Raw genomic sequence first — 14,767 nt, forward strand, 5'->3', positions numbered from 1 at the left:
TGCATCAGCAGCAGAGAAATGAGATTATGAAGAACCTTCCGGCTTCCGTCAACAGGTTTTTTGCATCATCGCTTAAAACCCTGCCGGTCCCACCACCGCGCCGTTTCTGTCGCGGCCTCCGCTGCGTTGCGCCGCAAACGGCGCGCCCCAACGAAGGACGCGAATCTTAGGCCATCCACGGCCCAATGACAAGAGCGTGGCGGAAGTTTTTTATCCGCAGCTATTTGCTCGACGCACCTGGCGCCTTCTCCACTTGCGTCACTGCGTCGACAGGTTGGCTGCCTGTTCTCGCCGCCAGCTCGCGAGCATCGGGTGAACCGATCGTCCAGTCGTGTAGCACCGTATAAGCCACGGCAAGAAGCGTCGGTCCGATAAACACGCCGAGGAAACCAAACGCAAACGCGCCGCCCAGAATTCCGAGCATCACGAGGATCAGCGGCATGTCACTGCTCTTGCCGATCAGGATAGGCTTGATGACGTTATCGGACATGCCGACGACCAGCACGCCCCAAACCACGAGAAAGATCGCCCAGCCCGTTTCGCCGCCGTGATAAAGCCAGATCGCGGCGGGCAGCCATACCACGACGGGGCCGCCGGGAATCACCGACAGGAAGAAAGTCGCGAGCCCAAGCAGCGCCGGCGCCGGAACGCCCGCGATCCAGCAGCCGAAACCGGCCAGCACCCCCTGCACCAGAGCCGTCCCGAGGATGCCGTACACCACGCCCTTTACCGTGCTGCCCGCCAAAGTCAGCAGATAGTCGGCGCGCTCGCCCGCGATGCGCCGCATGCCCGCGTTGAGCCACGCGGCAGCGCCCTCGCCGCCCGTATAGAAGAAGAAAGTGAGGATGATGCTGAGCGCCAGCATTCCGAGACCATGCGTGACGGCGAGCGCCGCAGCGAGTATCCACTTGCCGGCCGGCGCGGCCAGCACGCGCAACTGCGCGACCATTTCCGAATTGCTGCTCGTCACGCGCTCCCAGAACGACTCGATGTTCGAGCCGACAAGCGGAATGCGCGCGACCCAATCCGGCAGATCCGGCAGACCCGAATTCATCAGACGCTCGACGAACGCGGTGATGTCCTTCGCGTGCGCGCCCAGCGCAAAGCCCGCATAGACGAATGGCCCCAGCACGACGACCAGAATGATGAGCACAATGAGCGTCGCCGCCCATTTACGCCGCCCGCCGAGAGTCGCGGACAATTTGCGAAAGAACCCCCACGAGCTGTAGCTGAGAATCGCGCCCCACAGCAGCGCCGTCGTGAACGGCGCCAGCACCAGCAGCGAGCCGCCGACCAACAGCAGCAGCGCGAACACGGCTGCGAGCCGCTCGATCAGTTGGTCCGATTTCACCATGCGCCCCTCCCGATTGCCATTCCGGCCAGACCGCGGCGACCGACCTGCAGACGCCCAAACGTCTGCAAAAAAGTATAGGAAAGCACTAACGAAAGCACTGATCGGCGGCAACGACGCTTACAGAACGCGCCGTCACCCGCCTTCTCTCGGCCGCGGGACGCCCGCACGACAGGCCAACGACTGCCAGCAATGCGTGTCGATAATATGTCGACGCAGAAAGGACTAGAATATATGGTTCTCTGCACACAACCTCCGGATTTATGCGCTCGCGAATCGCCAAACGTCTCCCTCCCGATGCCGACAAGCTGGTCGGTCTTTCGCTCGCGCTTTTCGCGTCGGGCAGCCGCACCGAGGATCGCTTCTGGGAAGCCAAGCTGGACGCGCTGCTCGCAAAAATAGTCCGCAACGGCAACCAGACGACCCTCGACGCCGCGCTCGACCATCTTCAGCAGAATCATCCGGACGCCTATGGCGCCCTCGCTGACATGGCCGAAACGCATAGCGAATCGCTGACCGTCGAGCACGACGGCGTCGAGTACGAAGCGTTGCTGATCGCCGCGCCCGTGCTGGCGTGGACGCGCTATGTGATTCCGTCGGGCTCGCTCAAAGGCGATGCCGCCGACGCGCTGCGCGCGCATCTGCAGGCGCATGTGCTGGCCGATGGCACCCGCGTCGCAATGGCGCCGTTCATGTATAGCATCGACCAGTTGCCGCGTCACCACGTCGAAACGTGGCGTCTCGCGCAGCAACTCGCGCAGGCGGCCGTCGGCGGCGGCAACGCGAAGATCAACTTCGGCGAGTTGCCGGAAACATCGCCCATTCTTGCCGATCCACGCTTCCTGCTAGCCGTGGTGGCAGCGCCCGTCGGCGCACCCGTGTTCCGCTGGCAGGAAGAAGAGCACGGCTCGCGCATCGAGCGCGGCCAGTGTCTCGAGCAATGGGCCACACAAGGCGGCGCCAACCTGGCCGTCGTGTTGCCGGGCTGCGAATTCGAATGCCTGTTGCCCGACGCGTACTATTCGGCCTGCCGCGACGCCGACGAACGCGTGCGCCCGCACACCGTGCGCACGGCGGTGCGCTATCTGTTCGACACGATCGGCGCGACGCCCGACGAATTGCGCGCGGTCGTCGCGGGCTTCGGCGAGCGGCGCATCGACGAATACCGCATCGGCTTCACGCGCCGCGGCAGCAATGATGTCATCTACGGCGTCGTATGGCCGCTGTACGGCCGCGAGAACGGCGACCCGGGCATCGACGAAGAACCGCAAGAAACAATGGCGAGCGACGGCCCGCTCGAAGACATCGTCGCGCTGCTGAAAGAAACGGGCATCACTGAAATTCGCCGTCACGCGGGCCGCTTCGAGCCGGAATATTGTGACGACTGCGGCGTGCCGCTGTATGCAGATCCGCTCGGCGAGATCGTTCACGCCGAAATGCCCGAAGATGCCGAGCCCGCGCAACCGCATTTCCACTGATCACTTCAGAATTTTCTCTGCATCGAATCAAGCCCCGCTGAATGCGGGGCTTTTTTCATGGCACTCGTCCTATGCCACCTGGACAGGCCGCCACGAGACAGGGAATTTGTCATCATCGTTGCGATGGTGCATCGCTGCACGACGACAATTTCGTTGCGTGCAGCGCGCCGCCACGACCGATCGATCAGGAGGCAATGCATGCGATTTTCAGTTCTCAATTCGGACGCCGAACGCAGGGAAGGACTCAAGGCGCTTCTGCGACAAATCGACCGACAGGCACGCTTCGGCGAAGCGCAGGACTGGCCACAGGCCGAGCGCACGTTGCGGCGCCTCGAGCCGGACCTGCTACTAATCGACTGGGAAGACTGGATGTCGCCCACCGACGCACGCGCGCTGCTCGCCAACCATCCGGGCCTGCCCGTCGCAGTGCTGGTCGACGATATATCGCCGGCTCACGTGCGCGCGCTCGTCGAAAAAGGCGTGCTCGGTGTCATTCCGCGTACGACCGATCCACGCGTGATCGTGCGCGCGCTCGAAATGGTCCTGCTCGGCTGTCACTACATCCCGGCCGGCGCGCTTTCACTCGACGCGCCGACGCACGGCGGCAAGCTCACGCGTCCGCGGACGGAAGCGCGCTCGCTCGAACTGATCCCGACACCGCCGAAGCGGCCGCGCTTCGCGGGCGGCCTTTCGCCGCGACAGGAACAGATCATGCGCTGCGTCCATATGGGAAGCACGAATAAAATGATCGCACGCGCATTAGGCATCAGCGAGGGCACTGTGAAAATCCATCTGGCGACGATCTTCCAGCAGCTCGGCGCACCGAACCGCGCAGCCGCCGTCGCCATCTACAACGGCTGGCTCACCGCGCAGTTGGAAGTGCTGCGCAGCGGACACAATCGCATCCCGCGGCCCGCGCGCGTGACGTCGAACGTCGCGCCGCTTCGTCAGCGCAAGCCGCGCACGTTCCGTTATCCGTTGCCGGCCAACGACAACCCGAATGCGCTGCCGATGGCGGCCGAAGCGACGACGCCTTACGGTGCGCGCCGCAAGAGCCGCGCATCCGACGAAGGCGCGATGTAAAGGTCGAAAGGAAGCAACCGTGAATCGACATAAAACGTTGCTGGCACGGAATCCGCTCACACCTTTGGGCCTCCAACGAGTAATATGAAGACATGGGTTTCCTCTATACGCCGCTTCCGTTGTGGGTCGCTGTCGGTGGCTGGATTGCCGCTGTGGCTTTGCTCGCGCTAACGTTCTGGAAGAACCCGTTCAAGCGGTTGCAGGAACCCGTGCTTCAGCACGTGTGGCTTGCGATCATCGTCGCCGTATCGGTGCTGTGGGCGACGAACGCATGGCTCGAAGACGGCACCGTGATTCACCTGCTCGGCGCAACACTCGTCGTCACGCTGTTCGACTGGGGTCTTGCGCTGATCGCGATGGCAGTCGTCACCGGCCTCGCTGCCGTCGTCTTCGATGCACCGTGGCAAGGCATTGCGCTTACGTTCCTCGTATTCGGCGCAGTGCCCGTCGGCGTGTCGACGCTTCTGCAGCGCGCAAGCATCGCGTGGCTGCCGCGCAATCTGTTCATGTTCATCTTCGGGCAGGGCTTCGTCTCGCCTGCCATTGCCGTATCAGTTGCGTCGGCGGTTGCACTGGCAACGCACATCGCGCTTGCCGACGGTTCGATGTCCGTTATCCCGGCCGGCTATGCGTTTAGTGTGTTCCTGCTTGCCTCGGGCGAATCGTGGTTCACGGGCATGTCGACTGCCTTGATCGCCGTCTATCGTCCCGCCTGGGTCACGACTTATGATGTGCGGCGCTATCGTCTTGGTGGCCCACGTACCTGAGCGCTTAGGGAATTAACCGTCGATGTCTGAAACGCATGCGCCTACGTGTCTGCGAGGTTGACACGCGAGCAGCACAGGCTCACCCATCTCTGCTTGAGTTGCCTCACAACGACGCCGCAAAATATTTCTGCCAGGATTGAACTCAACGCCTTCGACGGGCATCTTATGTGCCTGAAGTCTCCACAGCATTTTTTACCCAGATAGATGGAACGCACCAACGCACCGCGCCGATTGCTGCGGTTGGTCGGCCGGTTAGCGGTGTGGGCTGCGAGCACGTCGCTCGTATGCGCTCTGCCCGCCTTCGCCGATCAGCTCGGGCAGCACAACGACCTCGTCAACAAATTCATCAACGAAATGCACGCCGATCCCCTTGTCGCGGATTGCGCCGCGCATGGCAATTTCGTCGCGAGCACATCGACGGCTTTCGATCACGTGGAGTTTCCGCCCAGCTCGTTCGATAGCGCGCACGCGGCCATCACCCCCTGGAACGATTCGTTCGACGAAGGCAAGCAGAAGGTCAAGGTCGACAACATCGTGACCGTCGAAGGTCTCGGCATTCCGCAAGGCGGCGGCGATCCGTCGCAACTCAAGTTTCGCTGCGGCTATGTCGGCCCGCAGATGCTCGCGTTCAGCTGGAACGATCCCGTGCCGCCGTTGCGCGCACGTAGCGCAGCGTCGTCAGGCTCGCACGGCGCGACAGGCAAGCACGCGGCCGGCGGCAAGGGCTCGAAGAAAAAGTCAGGCGGAAAATCGACGAAGGGCGGCGCGGCCGGCATACCGGCTACCAAGAAGTCCAGCAAATCGTCGGGCAAGGCGGTCACGACCAAAAGCAGCGCGACGAAGAGCAGTACCTCAAAGGCAAGCACGAAGAAGTCGGCGGCGAAGAAAAAACAATGACGCTCGCTTGACGGCAGCGTCGAACGTCCGATCAAACGACAAGCAAAAAGCGAGGCCACACATCATGCGTGGCCTCGCTTTTTTGCATACCTTTACTACGCGTCAATTCGATGCACAAAAGCAGCGAAGCGACGCTCAGGCAAACGCCTCCATATGCCAGAGGATCGCCTGCAGCATCGCCGCGCCGAGCGATGCGCTGCGCTCGCCGTTCCAGCCCACGCGCTCGTCGGGCAGATTCGCATTGTCCTTGAACGGCATTTCCAGCGTCAGCGACAGGCAGCCGAACTCGTTGCCGATGTACTTCGACGCAAGCTTCAGCGCATCCTGCCGATACTTGCTCGCTTCGTAACCGTACTTGTCCTGGAAGTCGGGACTCGCGCGCTTGAAGCCTTCGACGAACGCTGTCTGCTCCTGCCGTTGCCGCTCGGTAAATCCCGGCAGCATTTCGGAGCCCGCAACGAACACATACGGCAGCGCTTCGTCACCGTGAATATCGAAGAACAGATCGCAGCCGGTCGCGCGAATCGCGTCGCGCACGAGCAGCACCTCGGGACTGCGCGCGGCGTCCGGCTCCATCCATTCGCGATTCAGGTTCGCGCCCGCCGCATTCGTGCGCAGATTGCCATGCACGCTGCCGTCGGGATTCATGTTCGGCACGATAAAGAAGTCGGCGTAATCGTAGAGCTTGCGCGCAACCGGATCGCCTGACCAGTCACCCCACCCCGCGAGCCGCTTCACCAGCCCTTCGACGAACCATTCGGCCATCGTCTCGCCCGGATGCTGGCGAGCGATGATCCAGATTTTTTTCTTGGGCTTCAGCGTTCCGTCGTCGAGCAGCGTCGGCGTGCCGAGCGTCAGCAGCGACATCGGCCGGCCTTCGACCGTCTTGCCGAGTTCCGTCAGCGCGGCATGCGGCATCTGTTGGACGGCACCGAGAAATTCCGAGTGGCGCTCTTCGCTATACGGCTCGAAGTACGCGTAATAGATGCTGTCGAAATCGGGCGTGTGATCGATGGTGAGCACGCGCCCGTCATACGAGGTCGGCACGCGGAACCAGTTCACGCGGTCGTAGCTCGCGCACGCCTGATAGTTGCGCCAGCCTTCGGCGAACGCGCAGTCGGCGGCATTCTCGAACGTCATCACGCAGCGCTCGCCGCGCGCGCCCGTCAGACGGAAATAGAACCACTGCGCAAAGTCGGCGTGACTGTCGGGACGCACGCGCAAACGGATGTTGTCGGCTTGCTCGCACGACAGGACTTCGATCGCGCCGGCGTCGAAGTTGCTCGTAATGGATAACGTCATGATCTCTTTCCTGCTCTTGTGGCGCGGCGTCAGTCCGCGATGCGCCGGCGAAATACGTAAGTGGAATCGTTCGATGCGTCGGCGTCGAACGCATAGCCTTCGGCATCGAAGCGCTTGAGCTGCTCCGGCGCATCGAGGCGATGCTCCACCGCGAAGCGCGCCATCAGCCCGCGCGCGCGCTTCGCGTGAAAGCTGATGATCTTGTAGCGACCGCCCTTCCAGTCCTCGAACACGGGCGTGACGACGGGCGCGGCGAGCAGCTTCGGCTTGACGGACTTGAAGTATTCCGTCGACGCGCAATTGATCAGCACGCGCGAATCGCCTGCCTTCTTCTCCAGCTGCCGGTTGAGCGCCTGCGTGATGCGCTCGCCCCAGAACGCGTACAGATCCTTGCCGCGTTGGTTCGCAAAGCGAGTGCCCATTTCGAGCCGGTAAGGCTGCAACAGATCGAGCGGACGCAAGAGCCCATACAGGCCTGACAGCACGCGCACATGCTGCTGCGCGTAGTCGAGATCGGATGCGGAGAGCGATTTCGCGTCGAAGCCTTCATACACGTCGCCGTTGAACGCGAGCACGGCTTGCTTCGAATTGGACGCGTCGAATTTCGGCGACCAGTCGGCGTAACGCTGAAAGTTCAGATGCGCAAGCTGATCGGAAATGTCCATCAACGACGCAATGTCTTGCGGCGACAGACGGCGCAGATCGCCGATCAGTTCGGCGGCGTCATCGACAAAATCGGGGATCGTGTGCTTCTTGACGTGCGGCGGGGTGTCGTAGTCGAGCGATTTGGCCGGCGACAGAACGATTATCATAGAGGCTTTCAGGCACGCCGTGCCTGGCGGTCAAAGACGAAAGCCAGATTGTAACGAATGCCCGAAACCCCTGCCTTGCCTCGACAGAACGCCTCCGCAGCCACGCCCGCCGTCGTGCTCGATTCGAACGTGTGGATCGATATTCTCGTGTTCGACGATCCGCACACGCGCCCCATTCTCGCCGCGCTCGAACGCGGCGCGTTGCGCGCGCTGATCGACGCGCGGTGCCTCGCCGAACTGACGCACGTGCTCGACTATCCGCAGTTCGAAAAGCGCGCCGTCGACAAAACCGCCGCGCTCGCGAGGCTCGCGCGGCTGTCGACGCTCGTCGAGCCGCCCGTTCCCGCCGATAACGCCGGCGACGCGCGCCCGCTGCCCAAATGCAAGGACCGCGACGATCAGAAGTTTCTCGAGCTTGCGCACGCGATGCAGGCCGACTGGCTGATTTCGAAGGATCGCGCGGTGCTGAAGCTCGCGAAGCGGATTGCACGCGATTTCGGTTTCCGGATCGCGCAGCCCGCGCCGTTCGTCGCCGAGTGCGCGCTCGCCAGCGACGAGTGCGTCGCGGCCTGAAGCCGTCCTGAAGCCGTCCCGCAGCCGAAGGGCCATGCGCTCCGAGCCCGGCTCGCAGATGCGCTGCGCAGATTTTCCCTACAATCGAGCATCACACCCGACTCCAACCGCATCGACGACCACGGCCCCGGCAACCGGGCGCCGCATTCGGAACGCGAGATGAACGCACCGCACGACATGACGACCACGCCTATGACGACCACGTCCCCTTCGTTCCCCTCCCGCCTGCCGAACGTCGGCACGACGATCTTCACCGTGATGAGCGCGCTTGCCGTCGAAAAGGACGCGGTCAATCTCGGCCAGGGCTTTCCGGATTTCGATTGCGATCCGCGCATTGTCGAGGCGGTGTCGAACGCGATGCGCGACGGTCACAACCAGTATCCGCCGATGGCGGGCGTCGCACCGCTGCGCCAGGCCATCTCCGACAAGATCTCAAGCCTGTACGGCCGCCGCTACGACGCGACGACGGAAATCACCGTGACGGCCGGCGCAACGCAGGCGCTTCTGACGGCCATCCTGTGCGCCGTGCATCCGGGCGATGAAGTGATCGTCGTCGAGCCGACTTACGACAGCTATCTGCCGTCGATCGAGCTCGCGGGCGGCAAGCCCGTATTCGTGACGCTCGAAGCACCCGACTACGCGATTCCGTTCGACAGGCTCGCCGCCGCGATCACGCCGAAAACGCGCATGATCCTGATCAACACGCCGCACAATCCGACGGGCACGGTATGGCGCGCGGACGACATGAAGAAGCTCGAGGAGATCGTGCGCGGCACCAACGTGCTGATTCTGTCCGACGAGGTCTACGAGCACATGGTCTACGACGGCGCGCCGCACGAAAGCGTCGCGCGCTATCCGGAGCTTGCGCAGCGCAGCTTCGTCGTGTCGAGCTTCGGCAAGACGTATCACGTGACGGGCTGGAAGGTCGGCTATGTGGCCGCGCCCGCGCCGTTGACGGCGGAATTCCGCAAGGTGCATCAGTTCAACGTGTTCACCGTCAACACGCCGATGCAACTGGGCCTCGCGCATTACATGCAGGACCCGGGGCCGTATCTGGATCTGCCCGCGTTCTATCAGAAGAAGCGCGACTTCTTCCGCGCCGGTCTGGAAGGCACGCGCTTCAAGCTGCTGCCGTGCACGGGCACGTATTTCCAGTGCGTCGACTATTCGGCCATCAGCGACATGCCCGAAGCCGGGTTCGCGCAATGGCTGACGAGCGAGATCGGCGTCGCGGCGATTCCCGTGTCGGCGTTCTATCGCGAGCCGCACGAATCGGGCGTCGTGCGCTTCTGCTTCGCGAAGAAAGAAGAGACGCTCGCGACCGCGCTCGAACGGCTGGCGCGTCTCTGACATGGCGCGCGCGATGTCGCGAACGAACCGTGGTTCTTCGCCATCGCGCGCGAAGCGGTTCAGCACGCCCGCGTCGTCACTTCTTCCTTTGCACTTCGATGTACGCCTTGCGGTCGTCCGTCACGCGCTGCGCAGCCGGCCGTGCATTGATCGCCTTCACGTACGGCTTCCAGTCGATGCCGACATCGAGCAGAAAATCGCGTCCGTAAATCGCCTGCGTCGCCATGCCGACGAGCGGCAAGCTCGCAAACCCGGCGACGTCCGCGATGCTGAACCGGTCGCCGCGCAGATACGGCGTGAACTTCGCAAGCCGTCTGAAGCCGCTTATGTGATGGATCAGCAGTTTCTCGGTGCGCCCCTTGGTGGCATCGGTGATCGTGCCGCCGAAGAACGCCTGCTTGTACAGATTGCGCGCCGTCAGTTCGAGATGCACGTCGACGAACGTGATCAGTTCGCGCTCTTTCGCGGCTTCCCAAGGATCGGGCGAGAACATCGCCTTTTCGGGGTAGGCGGCGGCCAGATATTCGATGATCGCCTGCGACTCGCACAGGCTGCCATGCTCCGTTTCGATGAACGGCACCTTGCCGAGCGGCGAATGCGCGAGAAACGCCTCGTCCTGGCTCGGCATCACGAGCACTTCTTCGAACGGAATGCCGAATTCGAGCAGCGCAAACTTCACTTTGTTGTAATAGTTGGACAGCGCAAAACCGTGCAGCTTGATCATCCAATGTCTCCCTGCGGATGGTTGTCGAAAGTCGTTTGTCGTTCGTCGCGCCTTGCGCCTCCGCACATTGCGCAGCGCGCCGCTGGAACCGATGCGCACCGCGTCAGGCGACGAATGCGATCGATCTGAAACGAACGTACCATTTTAAAATAACCATGGAGTGAGTCACATCATGTCATCCGTCACCTCTCGCCAGTACAGCATAGACACCGTTGGCATCGTCGGCACGGGCGCGATGGGCCGCGGCATCGCGCAGATCGCCGCGCTCGCCGGTCTCAAGGTCTGCCTCTACGATACCAATTCCACCGCGGTCGGCGCCGCGCGCGATTACCTGTCGGACACATTCGCGAAGCTCGTCGCCAAAGGGAAGCTCGACAACTCGCGCTCGCTCGCCGCCCTCGCCTGCGTGACGGGCGCGGATGCGCTCGAAGAACTCAAGGACTGCGATCTCGTCGTCGAAGCGATCGTCGAAAAGCTCGACGTGAAGCGCGGGCTCTTCAAGGAACTCGAAGGCATTGTCAGCGAGCGCTGCATCCTGGCGTCGAACACGTCGTCGCTGTCGATCACGGCGATTGCGGCCGCATGCGCGGACCCGTCGCGCGTGCTTGGCTATCACTTCTTCAATCCGGTGCCGCTGATGAAGGTCGTCGAAGTGATCGACGGCCTGCGCAGCGATCCCGCTGCCGGCGACGCGCTGATGGATCTGTCGCGCCGCATGGGTCACACGCCCGTGCGCGCTAAGGACATGCCCGGCTTCATCGTCAACCACGCGGGCCGCGGCATGAACACGGAAGGCCTGCGGATCGCGGACGAAGGCATCGCGAGCTTCGTCGACGTCGACCGCATCATGCGCGAGCAGGCGGGCTTCCGGCTCGGGCCGTTCGAGCTGCTCGACCTGACGGCGCTCGATGTATCGCATCCCGTGATGGAATCGATCTATCACCAGTTCTACGAAGAGCCGCGCTTCACGCCGTCGCCGATCACGGGCACGCGGCTCGCGGGCGGCCTGATCGGACGCAAGGCGGGCGAAGGCTTCTACAAGTATGTCGACGGCAAGCAGCAGGTAGCCGCCGAAGCGCCCGCGCCGACGGAATTGCCCAAGCGTGTATGGGTCAGCAGCCGCGTGCCCGCCGCGCGCGATGCGGTGCTCGAACTCGTCGCGAAGGCCGGTGTCGCCGTGGACGACGCCGCGACGCCCACCGCCGATTCGCTGATCGTCGTGACGCCGCTCGGCCTCGATGCGACGACGGCCGCCGTCGATGAAAATCTGGACGCAAGCCGCGTCGTCGCGATCGATACGTTGTTTCCGCTCGTCGGCGCGCAACGCCGCACGCTGATGACGACGCCCGCGACCACGCGCGCCGCGCGCGATGCCGCGCACGCCCTCTTCGCGCACGACGGCGTGCCCGTCACCGTGATCCGCGATTCGACGGGCTTCGTCGCGCAACGCGTGGTCGCGACCATCGTCAACATCGGCTGCGATATCGCGCAACGCAGAATCGCCTCGACGCAGGACATCGATCTCGCCGTGACGCTCGGCCTAGGCTATCCGAGGGGACCGCTTGCGCTCGGCGACACGCTCGGCGCGCAAACCATCCTGACGATCCTGCGCAACATCTTCAGCGTGCTCGGCGATCCGCGCTATCGTCCGTCGCCGTGGCTCGCGCGCCGCGCGCAGCTCGGCATGTCGCTGACGCAGGCCGATGCAGCAGACAACAGCGACGCAAAGGAGCAAGCATAATGGCCGCCGAACTGCTCGCCAGCCGCCCCGCCGAAAGCGAATCGACGCTCGTGCTGACGCTTTCGAATCCGGGCGCGCGCAACGCAATGCACCCGGACATGTACGCAGCCGGCATCGAAGCAATGGATACGGCCGAGCGCGATCCGTCGATCGGCGCGGTGGTCATCACGGGCGCCGACCAGTTCTTCTGCGCGGGCGGCAACCTGAACCGCCTGCTGGAAAATCGCGCGAAAGACCCGTCCGTGCAGGCGCAAAGCATCGATCTGCTCGGCGAATGGATCGCCGCGCTGCAGGCCTCGTCGAAGCCCGTGATCGCGGCCGTCGAAGGCGCGGCGGCGGGCGCGGGCTTTTCGCTCGCGCTCGCATGCGACCTGATCGTCGCCGCCGACGACGCGAAGTTCGTGATGTCGTATGCGCGCGTCGGCCTCACGCCCGACGGCGGCGGCTCGTGGTTCCTCGCGCGCGCGTTGCCGCGCCAGATCGCGACGGAAGTGCTGATCGAAGGCAAGCCGATCGGCGCGGCGCGTCTTCATGAGCTTGGCGTCGTGAACCGGCTCGCGAAGCCGGGCGCCGTGCGCGACGCAGCCATCGCATGGGCCGACGATCTCGGCAAGGTGTCGCCGAACGCGAAGGCGCGCATCAAAGGCCTGCTCGCGGCGGCGGGCATGCAGTCGCTGCCCGATCACCTCGTCGCGGAGCGCGACAGCTTCGTCGCGTCGCTGCATCATCGCGACGGGCTCGAAGGCATCACGGCGTTCATCGAAAAACGCGCGCCCCGCTACAAATGAGCACGCCGACGCAATCGGGCTATCAGCTGCCGAAGCGCCGCCGCATCTATCTGATGCGGCACGGCGACGTCACGTACTTCGACGCGTCGGGCCAAACGATCGACCCGGAACGCGTGCCGCTCAACGAGAACGGCCGCGCTCAGGCCGACGCCGCGGGCCGCGCGTTCGCCGGGCAGAACGTGCGCTTCGATCGCGTGATCGTCAGCGGCTTGCCGCGCACGGTCGAGACGGCGCAGCGCGTGCTCGCGCAAATGAATCGACAAGATCAGCAAATGGAGATCGAGCCCGCGTGGGAAGAGATACGCAGCGGCAAGCCCGGCTCGATTCCCGCTGCCGATCTCGAAGCGGCGTTTCTCGGCGTGTTCGACGGCATCGTGGCGGAAGACACGCGCTTTCTCGGCGGCGAGACGATCGGCGAACTGTTCGACCGCGTGCTGCCCGCCGTGGCCGCGCTGCGTGACGACACATCGTGGGATGTCGCGCTGCTCGTGCTGCATGGCGGCGTCAATCGCGCGATCCTGTCGCACGCGTTGACGGCGGGCGGCCGCATGTTCTTCGGCCATATCTCGCAGGCCACGGGCTGCATCAACGCGCTCGACGTGGGCGACGCGCCGCGCGACTGGGTGGTGCGGCTCATCAATCACTCGCCGCCATCGCCGCTGCATCGAGACGTGCGCAACACGACGATGGAAATGCTTTACGCGCAATTCATTCAAACGAAACGTAGCTAGTCGTCCCAATCGTTCATCAACGGAGGAGACATGCCGCAAGACGCGACACCAGCCGGATCGACGACTCAAACCGACTACTCCGCGTTCGAAGGCACGCGGCCTGTCAGCGAACGGCAGCGCATCGACATCGATGCGCTTTCCGCGTGGCTCGCGCAGCACATCGAAGACTTTGCGGGGCCGCTGACGCTCGAACAGTTCGCGGGCGGCCAGTCGAATCCCACCTTCAAGCTGATCACGCCGGGGCGCTCGTATGTGATGCGCGCGAAGCCCGGCCCTTCCGCGAAACTGCTGCCGTCGGCGCATGCGATCGAACGCGAATACCGCGTGATGGATGCGCTGCGCGACACCGATGTGCCCGTCGCGAAGATGCTCGCGCTGTGCGACGACGAAAGTGTGATCGGCCGCGCGTTCTACGTGATGGAGTTCGTGCAGGGCCGCGTGCTGTGGGATCAGTCGCTGCCCGGCATGACGCCAGCGCAGCGCGGCGCGATCTACGACGAGATGAATCGCGTGATCGCCGCGCTGCACAGCGTCGATGTCGAGGCGGCGGGGCTTGCCGGCTATGGCAAGCCGGGCAACTATTTCGCGCGGCAGATCGGCCGGTGGAGCAAGCAGTATCAGGCATCGGAGACCGAGCCGATCGACGCGATGAATCGCCTGATCGAATGGCTGCCGCAGCACATGCCCGCAGAAACGGGCGAGCGTGCGTCCGTCGTGCATGGCGATTACCGGCTCGACAATCTGATCTTTCATCCGCACGAGCCGCGCGTGCTCGCCGTGCTCGACTGGGAGCTGTCGACATTGGGCGATCCCCTCGCCGACTTCGCGTATCACTGCATGGCGTGGCACGTCGACCCCGCGCAGTTTCGCGGCATCGCGGGACTCGACTGGGCCGCGCTCGGCATTCCCGACGAGGCACAGTACGTGCAACGCTATTGCGAGCGCACGGGCTTCACGATTCACGGCGACTGGAACTTCTATCTCGCGTACAACATGTTCCGCATCGCGGCGATCCTGCAAGGGATCATGAAGCGCGTGGTCGACGGCACGGCAGCCAGCGAACAGGCGCTCGACGCGGGACGCCGCGCGCGCCCGATAGCCGAACTCGCATGGCGCTACGCGCAGAAAGTGCGCTGATTGAACGTCGTCGCCGCCGTTCAGTCAGTCTGT

General features: G+C 63.7%; 14 protein-coding genes. 10 read left to right on the forward strand and 4 right to left on the reverse strand.

All coding sequences use genetic code 11. The features are described from left to right. Positions 1-220: 220 nt before the first annotated feature. Complete coding sequence (locus tag BN2476_RS06025; RefSeq protein WP_087733258.1) at positions 221-1,354, reverse strand: AI-2E family transporter; 1,134 nt, start codon at positions 1,352-1,354, stop codon at positions 221-223. A 260-nt stretch (positions 1,355-1,614) separates the two neighbouring features. Here BN2476_RS06025 and BN2476_RS06030 point away from each other — a divergent pair, with 260 nt between their 5' ends. From BN2476_RS06030 to BN2476_RS06045, 4 genes are all read left to right on the forward strand, one after another. Next, a complete protein-coding gene (locus tag BN2476_RS06030) occupies positions 1,615-2,829 on the forward strand; it encodes a DUF2863 family protein (RefSeq protein WP_087733259.1) in 1,215 nt (404 codons plus the stop codon). A gap of 198 nt (positions 2,830-3,027) precedes the next feature. Beyond that, positions 3,028-3,912, forward strand: a complete 885-nt coding sequence (locus BN2476_RS06035; RefSeq protein ID WP_087733334.1) for a response regulator transcription factor — start codon at positions 3,028-3,030, stop codon at positions 3,910-3,912. A 92-nt stretch (positions 3,913-4,004) separates the two neighbouring features. Then, the gene (locus BN2476_RS06040) at positions 4,005-4,679 is read left to right on the forward strand and encodes an energy-coupling factor ABC transporter permease (protein ID WP_087733260.1); all 675 of its coding nucleotides are present in this window, start codon (positions 4,005-4,007) and stop codon (positions 4,677-4,679) included. 204 nt (positions 4,680-4,883) lie between these two features. Further along, complete coding sequence (locus BN2476_RS06045; RefSeq protein ID WP_087733261.1) at positions 4,884-5,576, forward strand: BspC domain-containing protein; 693 nt, start codon at positions 4,884-4,886, stop codon at positions 5,574-5,576. A 135-nt stretch (positions 5,577-5,711) separates the two neighbouring features. Here the strand turns inward: BN2476_RS06045 and BN2476_RS06050 are convergent, their stop codons facing one another. Further along, positions 5,712-6,878, reverse strand: a complete 1,167-nt coding sequence (locus tag BN2476_RS06050) for a M14 family metallopeptidase (RefSeq protein WP_087733262.1) — start codon at positions 6,876-6,878, stop codon at positions 5,712-5,714. Between the two features lie 29 nt (positions 6,879-6,907). Further along, on the reverse strand, positions 6,908-7,690 hold the full coding sequence (gene yaaA, locus BN2476_RS06055; RefSeq protein ID WP_087733263.1) for a peroxide stress protein YaaA: 783 nt from the start codon (positions 7,688-7,690) through the stop codon (positions 6,908-6,910). 57 nt (positions 7,691-7,747) lie between these two features. Here yaaA and BN2476_RS06060 point away from each other — a divergent pair, with 57 nt between their 5' ends. Together BN2476_RS06060 and BN2476_RS06065 are read left to right on the forward strand one after the other, a co-directional pair. Then, the gene (locus BN2476_RS06060; protein WP_087733264.1) at positions 7,748-8,263 is read left to right on the forward strand and encodes a putative toxin-antitoxin system toxin component, PIN family; all 516 of its coding nucleotides are present in this window, start codon (positions 7,748-7,750) and stop codon (positions 8,261-8,263) included. 159 nt (positions 8,264-8,422) lie between these two features. Next, the gene (locus BN2476_RS06065; RefSeq protein ID WP_087733265.1) at positions 8,423-9,613 is read left to right on the forward strand and encodes a pyridoxal phosphate-dependent aminotransferase; all 1,191 of its coding nucleotides are present in this window, start codon (positions 8,423-8,425) and stop codon (positions 9,611-9,613) included. Positions 9,614-9,689: 76 nt separating this feature from the next. Here the strand turns inward: BN2476_RS06065 and BN2476_RS06070 are convergent, their stop codons facing one another. Beyond that, the gene (locus tag BN2476_RS06070) at positions 9,690-10,337 is read right to left on the reverse strand and encodes a glutathione S-transferase family protein (RefSeq protein WP_087733266.1); all 648 of its coding nucleotides are present in this window, start codon (positions 10,335-10,337) and stop codon (positions 9,690-9,692) included. Positions 10,338-10,509: 172 nt separating this feature from the next. On the opposite strand from BN2476_RS06070, the gene BN2476_RS06075 reads away from it, so the two are divergent. The 4 genes from BN2476_RS06075 to BN2476_RS06090 are packed head-to-tail and all read left to right on the forward strand — an operon-like array spanning position 10,510 to position 14,734. Further along, the gene (locus BN2476_RS06075) at positions 10,510-12,078 is read left to right on the forward strand and encodes a 3-hydroxyacyl-CoA dehydrogenase (protein ID WP_087733267.1); all 1,569 of its coding nucleotides are present in this window, start codon (positions 10,510-10,512) and stop codon (positions 12,076-12,078) included. Further along, positions 12,078-12,866: an oxepin-CoA hydrolase, alternative type gene (locus tag BN2476_RS06080; RefSeq protein ID WP_087733268.1), complete on the forward strand. Its 789-nt coding sequence runs from the start codon at positions 12,078-12,080 to the stop codon at positions 12,864-12,866. Before BN2476_RS06075 ends, BN2476_RS06080 begins: the two co-directional genes overlap by 1 nt. Further along, on the forward strand, positions 12,863-13,597 hold the full coding sequence (locus BN2476_RS06085) for a histidine phosphatase family protein (RefSeq protein WP_087733269.1): 735 nt from the start codon (positions 12,863-12,865) through the stop codon (positions 13,595-13,597). Before BN2476_RS06080 ends, BN2476_RS06085 begins: the two co-directional genes overlap by 4 nt. Positions 13,598-13,627: 30 nt before the next feature. Beyond that, positions 13,628-14,734, forward strand: coding sequence for a phosphotransferase (locus tag BN2476_RS06090; RefSeq protein WP_087733270.1), 1,107 nt, complete (start codon positions 13,628-13,630; stop codon positions 14,732-14,734). Positions 14,735-14,767: the final 33 nt, after the last annotated feature.

Origin of the sequence: Paraburkholderia piptadeniae, from assembly GCF_900007165.1 — a bacterium.
Lineage (GTDB): Bacteria > Pseudomonadota > Gammaproteobacteria > Burkholderiales > Burkholderiaceae > Paraburkholderia > Paraburkholderia piptadeniae.

What these genes read in the sequence shown, in the direction of transcription:
- BN2476_RS06070 (WP_087733266.1), bottom strand. Translation starts at nt 10,337, where the DNA reads ATGATCAAGCTGCACGGTTTTGCGCTGTCCAACTATTACAACAAAGTG.
- BN2476_RS06025 (WP_087733258.1), bottom strand. Translation starts at nt 1,354, where the DNA reads ATGGTGAAATCGGACCAACTGATCGAGCGGCTCGCAGCCGTGTTCGCG.
- BN2476_RS06035 (WP_087733334.1), top strand. Translation starts at nt 3,028, where the DNA reads ATGCGATTTTCAGTTCTCAATTCGGACGCCGAACGCAGGGAAGGACTC.
- BN2476_RS06075 (WP_087733267.1), top strand. Translation starts at nt 10,510, where the DNA reads ATGTCATCCGTCACCTCTCGCCAGTACAGCATAGACACCGTTGGCATC.
- BN2476_RS06030 (WP_087733259.1), top strand. Translation starts at nt 1,615, where the DNA reads ATGCGCTCGCGAATCGCCAAACGTCTCCCTCCCGATGCCGACAAGCTG.
- BN2476_RS06090 (WP_087733270.1), top strand. Translation starts at nt 13,628, where the DNA reads ATGCCGCAAGACGCGACACCAGCCGGATCGACGACTCAAACCGACTAC.
- BN2476_RS06040 (WP_087733260.1), top strand. Translation starts at nt 4,005, where the DNA reads ATGGGTTTCCTCTATACGCCGCTTCCGTTGTGGGTCGCTGTCGGTGGC.
- BN2476_RS06050 (WP_087733262.1), bottom strand. Translation starts at nt 6,878, where the DNA reads ATGACGTTATCCATTACGAGCAACTTCGACGCCGGCGCGATCGAAGTC.
- BN2476_RS06080 (WP_087733268.1), top strand. Translation starts at nt 12,078, where the DNA reads ATGGCCGCCGAACTGCTCGCCAGCCGCCCCGCCGAAAGCGAATCGACG.
- BN2476_RS06045 (WP_087733261.1), top strand. Translation starts at nt 4,884, where the DNA reads ATGGAACGCACCAACGCACCGCGCCGATTGCTGCGGTTGGTCGGCCGG.
- BN2476_RS06065 (WP_087733265.1), top strand. Translation starts at nt 8,423, where the DNA reads ATGAACGCACCGCACGACATGACGACCACGCCTATGACGACCACGTCC.
- yaaA (WP_087733263.1), bottom strand. Translation starts at nt 7,690, where the DNA reads ATGATAATCGTTCTGTCGCCGGCCAAATCGCTCGACTACGACACCCCG.
- BN2476_RS06060 (WP_087733264.1), top strand. Translation starts at nt 7,748, where the DNA reads ATGCCCGAAACCCCTGCCTTGCCTCGACAGAACGCCTCCGCAGCCACG.
- BN2476_RS06085 (WP_087733269.1), top strand. Translation starts at nt 12,863, where the DNA reads ATGAGCACGCCGACGCAATCGGGCTATCAGCTGCCGAAGCGCCGCCGC.